The organism is Faecalicoccus sp. LCP19S3_E2 (genome assembly GCF_052121255.1).
Lineage (GTDB): Bacteria > Bacillota_I > Bacilli_A > Erysipelotrichales > Erysipelotrichaceae > Faecalicoccus.
In genome coordinates, this window is sequence record NZ_JBQKEP010000030.1 from 1 (window position 1) to 4,818 (window position 4,818).

A 4,818-nucleotide genomic window follows, 5' to 3' on the forward strand; every position below is an offset into this window, starting at 1 on the left:
TATGGAGCAAAAAGAATGTACGCAATATCCAATTGTTCCGGCAGCAAGGTATGTAAGATATTGGAATGAAATTGAAGCAAAGAAAAAACGACAAAAAGAAATATTAGAGAAAAAATGAAAAACAGCCCAAGCCAAATTGGCACAGGCTGTTAATCGATGAGATTTTTAAATATTTCCCATGTCTACTTGACTGGGATATATCAGTGCGATTCCTTTTCTTTGATCCATCGTGCTTCCAAATAAAATCGCTTTTCATCGGCTTCACCCATAGAAAATGTCTTTCTTGGCAAAACGCCTCCTGCGACAATTGCCGGAAACAAGGCACTTTTTTGAATCCGTTGTAAAAAGATTCCACAGTTCTCCTTTGTCTGCAGTAAAGAGTACATGGCATCCTGCCCATGAATATAATCTATATCCACTTCCGGATGTTCCAGGCGATAGGCATCTATAAAGGCCTGCAGGATATCGATAGGCAAACGATCATCCTGTTTGACCAGTTTTATGCCGATTTCGCGATGATCCTGATACAAGACAATCTCCTTTCCCGGTTGAATTTGAGCTTCTTCCTGTTGACAGAAAACCTCCAGACCTTCATAAAGCTCTTCCATATTCGCATGAAACAATACACGATGAATCGGCTGAAAGATCAAAGCCGAACTATACAGGTTGACCATTTCCACCATCGCATATCGTGCCGGATGATTTTCTTGTTCCTGTGGATTCAATCCTTTTTTGATTTCTTCCCAACATGCCTTTGCGGTGGCCAAAGAATGGTTTCCATCACCCACACTTAAGAAAAGATCTCTTTCCTGCTGCATCTGAGCAATCTTTGATTCAAGCTGATCTGCATTTTCCTTCTCGATCGCATACCCTTTGATATGACCATCATTCATCATTAAATCAAAATCATAGAGTACAGGATATGTATCTTTATCTTTCATTAAACCAGAAAACAGTTCATCCTTTGGATCATCCAACAACACTAAAACATGACTTAGTTCCAAAGGTGCCCCTTTACGAATCTTAACGCGTGGCGGGATACGGGATGCGATCGTTTTTTCGGTAGCTCGAATCGGCTTTACATTGCCCGGTTCAAAATCATAAGCCTCCAGATCAATGACTCCCAACAAACCCATGGGTTGCCAGAAAACGTAGAACGCTCAATCAATATAAAGCCATCCTTTACTTTTTCCTCCAATATGTTGTTGTGAACATAGTTTTCCATCGTCTGTTGAATTTTAGAGATTCGATCATCTTTTTCCTGTAGGTACACCTCCGGATAGATCATATGATACGTTGATGGTTTATCCTGAATGACTTCTTGTACGTTTTGCCAGTAATCTTGTTGACTGGTGTATTGATCACAGGCAATCACAGACCACGCATGCATATTGATTGTAGAATTGGGTAATAAAAAATTAGATTTTTGAAAACAAGGTCGCATATTCACCCTCCCTCTTTATTCTATTATACAAAAAGAATGTATGAATCCGACCCTTTAAAAAAGGATTCTTTGACAAGAATCCTAAAAATCACATTCTAATGTTTGAATCTTATTCATCAAATCGGATAAAACCGGCGTTGAAATACCTAATTCCTTGCCCATCGGTACGATCGTTCCTGAAAACAGGGCCAATTCTGTTTTACGATGAGCTTTGATATCCTGCGCCATGCTGGGCATCCCTTCCGGTCGAAGTGAATTGACCAGTTGTACCCACGCATTGATATCTTCCTGTGTCAGTGCAATATGTTTTGCCCTGGCAACAGCCTGTACTTCCTTCATAGCCTGAATAAATTCTTCCTGATGACGGCCGCCATCCTGACAGATACCATAACCGCCCTGATACGCTGCACAAACTTGATTGATGCCGCAATTCAACATCAGCTTATTCCACTGCTCACGCACGATATCTTCACAAACTCGATACGGAATTTGATACGACGCAAAGAAAGATTCTAATTCCTTGACTGTATTTTCCTGTTCTTTACATTCTGAACCAAATAAAATTTCTCCAACATGGGCAAAATCAACAGTATTATCGAAATATGTTGAATCCATGCCCTGCACAATACAGCGAATGACCGGGTTATTTGGATAGACTTTTTGACAGATTTCTTCACTGCTGATGCCATTTAAACAAGATAACACAATCGTATTTTCGTGTACAAACGGCTTTATTTGATCCAAGGCTGCCTGCAAGCCGGCATACTTTGTACAAATCAAAATCAGATCCAATGGTTCTGCCTCTGACACATAGCGAAACTTTGCTTTTTTACCATTGATATAAAACGGCGTATTTTGATATCTTTTTTTTTCGACTTTCATCCACGATAAAACAAAGTGAACGTAAACCATTCTCTTTCAATAAGGTACCATACAAAGAACCGATCGCACCTCGTCCAACAATTCCCACACTGTTAATCATTTTGTTTTTTCTCCTTTATTCACGATCCATACACCACACACGATCAGGGTCAAGCTTAATAAACCTGTCCATGAAAAGGCCTGTCCTGTCTCCTGTAACATCAAAGCACTAAGCAATACGCCCATTACCGGTATCAGACAGCCAAAGATACCGACCTTGCTGACGGGATTCTTAGATAGCAGGATTCCCCATAAAGTATAGGCACAGGCCGATACAAAAGCCAAATGAAACAATACAAGAAGACCAGAAACATCATTTAACTCTAAATGTCCACCCATCAAAAAACCGACTGTCATTAAGACTACACCGCCTAAAAAGAATTGATACCCACTTAACATCACGGCATCATCCTTTTGCGTAAAAAGCTTGATAAAGGCAGCGCTGATGGCGGAGGAAAGCTGTGAGAGGATCATAAAGCCATCTCCCAACAGAGAAAATGGCTGAACCCCTTGCAGATTCATGATCAAAATACCAAAAAAGCCTAAGATACATCCTATTACTTTTGTCAAAGAAAGCTTTTCAAAACGAAACAACAAGCTGGCAACCAATAGCGCAAAGAAAGCGCTGGTTCCTGAAATGATTGAACCGTTAACCCCGCTGGTATGCGCTAAACCGATATAATACAAAAAATATTGTCCGGCTGTTTGAAACAAAGCTAAAACCGGAATAGCCTTTAAGCTTGTCTTTGTCGGCAAAAGAATTCGTTTCTGTAGAAAACTGCCGGCAATCAAAACCAGGATTCCTGCCAGGGCAAAACGTAAGCCCGCAAAGACCAGAATACTGGCTGTATCCGTCGCATCGATAGAAAACATACGATACCCGGTTTTTATAAATGGAACAGCACTGCCCCATAAGGCACAACAGAAAACAGCCGTTATACAAACAATCCCGGGACGTGTAAAAAAATCTTGTTTCTTCATAAGAAAAAGGAAGTAGATTGCTCTACTTCACAAATTGTACGATTGCCATCGGTGCCGCATCCCCTTTACGGATACGTGTCTTGATTACACGTGTATATCCTCCGTTGCGGTCGGCATAGCTTGGTCCGATTTCATTGAACAGTTTCTGTAATGCCGTTGTTCCTTCGTCATCCACTTCTACGTTGCGTACAAAGGCAGCTGCCTGTCTTCTGGCATGCAGATCATTTCTCTTGGCCAGTGTCACCAGCTGATCCATTACAGCACTTAATTCTTTGGCTTTCATTTCTGTTGTTTCGATCTGTCCGCTTTCAATCAAAGATGTTGCCATGTTTCTTAACAACGCTTTACGATGATCGGCGGTACGTCCTAATTTACGATTCCACATACTTTATCGTTCTCCTACTCATACGATTTAAAGAACAATCCTAACTGGTACATTTTGTCTTTGACTTCTTTCAAAGACTTTTTACCTAAGTTCTTTACATGCATCATTTCATCTTCAGTTTTTTGCGTCAATTCATCAACCGTCTGAATACCGGCACGTTTCAAACAGTTATAAGAACGTACGGAAAGATCCAGATCTTCGATCATCATCGTGTTGACTTTTTTCACATCTTCTTCATGTGGCTGTTGTACCACAAAGCTTTCTTCCAAATGCAGATCCGCTAATGGAATCAATGCATCTAAATGATCGACCATAACGCCGGCAGCCTGGCTGATTGCCTGCAGCGGGCTGATCGTTCCATTGGTTTCCACTTCGATATGAACCTTGTCGTACTTGGCATCCTGGCCTACACGAGCCGGTTCAGAAAGATACTGTGCACTGCGTACCGGCGTAAACAAAGTATCCAGTGCGATCGTATCGGCATCCAATGCATAATCCTTTTCATTTTCTAATGCGCTTTTATAACCGAATCCATTTGTCACAAACAGATCCATTTCCAGAGAATTTCCCTTCTCCAGATTACAGATTACCTGTTCCGGATCTTTTATCGTTACTTCTTCCGGACAGATGATGTCAGCTGCCTGTACCGTAGCCGGCCCTTTTTTGGAAATGTGTAAAGTAAACACACCTTCCTGCTGACAGTTTAATCGTAATTCTTTGATACGTAAGGAAAGCGTTGTAACGTCTTCTAAAAGACCATCAACACTTGTCTTTTCTTCATTTAAACCTTCCACGCGATAGCCGATGATGGCACATCCCGGAAGATTTGACAACATGACGTTGCACAAGGTACTTCCTACTGTAGTACCAAACCCTCTTTCCAAAGGCTCGAATACATAAGAGCCTTTGTTGTTTTCTTCATCAACCGATTCCTTATGAAATAAAGCTCTTTCAAATTCCTGCATTCGACACTTCCTTTCTATCCACGAGGTCGTTTTGGCGGACGACATCCATTGTGTGGAATTGGGGTCACATCATTGATCATCGTGATGCTCAGTCCGGCTACCTGCAACGCTCTCACTGCTGC

8 protein-coding genes are annotated in these 4,818 nt (G+C 41.4%); all 8 read right to left on the bottom strand.

All coding sequences use genetic code 11. The features are described 5' to 3' along the window. Nucleotides 1-200: 200 nt before the first annotated feature. The gene (locus tag ACTQX6_RS12470; protein WP_294688677.1) at nucleotides 201-1,136 is read right to left on the bottom strand and encodes a DUF1015 domain-containing protein; all 936 of its coding nucleotides are present in this window, start codon (nucleotides 1,134-1,136) and stop codon (nucleotides 201-203) included. Beyond that, nucleotides 1,079-1,444 (bottom strand): DUF1015 family protein, encoded by a 366-nt coding sequence (locus ACTQX6_RS12475; protein ID WP_294688678.1) that lies wholly within the window; start codon nucleotides 1,442-1,444, stop codon nucleotides 1,079-1,081. Before ACTQX6_RS12475 ends, ACTQX6_RS12470 begins: the two co-directional genes overlap by 58 nt. An 81-nt stretch (nucleotides 1,445-1,525) precedes the next feature. After that, nucleotides 1,526-2,326: a ketopantoate reductase family protein gene (locus ACTQX6_RS12480; protein WP_294688679.1), complete on the bottom strand. Its 801-nt coding sequence runs from the start codon at nucleotides 2,324-2,326 to the stop codon at nucleotides 1,526-1,528. Next, nucleotides 2,274-2,426 (bottom strand): hypothetical protein, encoded by a 153-nt coding sequence (locus ACTQX6_RS12485; protein ID WP_294688680.1) that lies wholly within the window; start codon nucleotides 2,424-2,426, stop codon nucleotides 2,274-2,276. The genes ACTQX6_RS12480 and ACTQX6_RS12485 overlap by 53 nt, the downstream gene beginning before the upstream one ends. After that, the gene (locus ACTQX6_RS12490) at nucleotides 2,423-3,346 is read right to left on the bottom strand and encodes a DMT family transporter (protein WP_195223177.1); all 924 of its coding nucleotides are present in this window, start codon (nucleotides 3,344-3,346) and stop codon (nucleotides 2,423-2,425) included. Before ACTQX6_RS12490 ends, ACTQX6_RS12485 begins: the two co-directional genes overlap by 4 nt. 22 nt (nucleotides 3,347-3,368) lie before the next feature. Then, nucleotides 3,369-3,731 (bottom strand): 50S ribosomal protein L17, encoded by a 363-nt coding sequence (rplQ, locus tag ACTQX6_RS12495; protein ID WP_022790751.1) that lies wholly within the window; start codon nucleotides 3,729-3,731, stop codon nucleotides 3,369-3,371. A gap of 14 nt (nucleotides 3,732-3,745) precedes the next feature. Next, nucleotides 3,746-4,696 carry a DNA-directed RNA polymerase subunit alpha gene (locus ACTQX6_RS12500; protein ID WP_117446208.1) on the bottom strand — a complete coding sequence of 317 codons (951 nt, stop codon included), beginning with the start codon at nucleotides 4,694-4,696 and terminating at the stop codon, nucleotides 3,746-3,748. Between the two features lie 14 nt (nucleotides 4,697-4,710). Continuing rightward, on the bottom strand, nucleotides 4,711-4,818 hold a 108-nt coding region (rpsK, locus tag ACTQX6_RS12505), incomplete at its 5' end, for a 30S ribosomal protein S11 (RefSeq protein WP_441657553.1).

Excerpts from the sequence above, each read along its gene's own strand:
- ACTQX6_RS12490 (WP_195223177.1), bottom strand. The coding sequence starts at position 3,346 with ATGAAGAAACAAGATTTTTTTACACGTCCCGGGATTGTTTGTATAACG.
- ACTQX6_RS12475 (WP_294688678.1), bottom strand. The coding sequence starts at position 1,444 with ATGCGACCTTGTTTTCAAAAATCTAATTTTTTATTACCCAATTCTACA.
- ACTQX6_RS12480 (WP_294688679.1), bottom strand. The coding sequence starts at position 2,326 with ATGAAAGTCGAAAAAAAAAGATATCAAAATACGCCGTTTTATATCAAT.
- rplQ (WP_022790751.1), bottom strand. The coding sequence starts at position 3,731 with ATGTGGAATCGTAAATTAGGACGTACCGCCGATCATCGTAAAGCGTTG.
- ACTQX6_RS12485 (WP_294688680.1), bottom strand. The coding sequence starts at position 2,426 with ATGATTAACAGTGTGGGAATTGTTGGACGAGGTGCGATCGGTTCTTTG.
- ACTQX6_RS12500 (WP_117446208.1), bottom strand. The coding sequence starts at position 4,696 with ATGCAGGAATTTGAAAGAGCTTTATTTCATAAGGAATCGGTTGATGAA.
- ACTQX6_RS12470 (WP_294688677.1), bottom strand. The coding sequence starts at position 1,136 with ATGGGTTTGTTGGGAGTCATTGATCTGGAGGCTTATGATTTTGAACCG.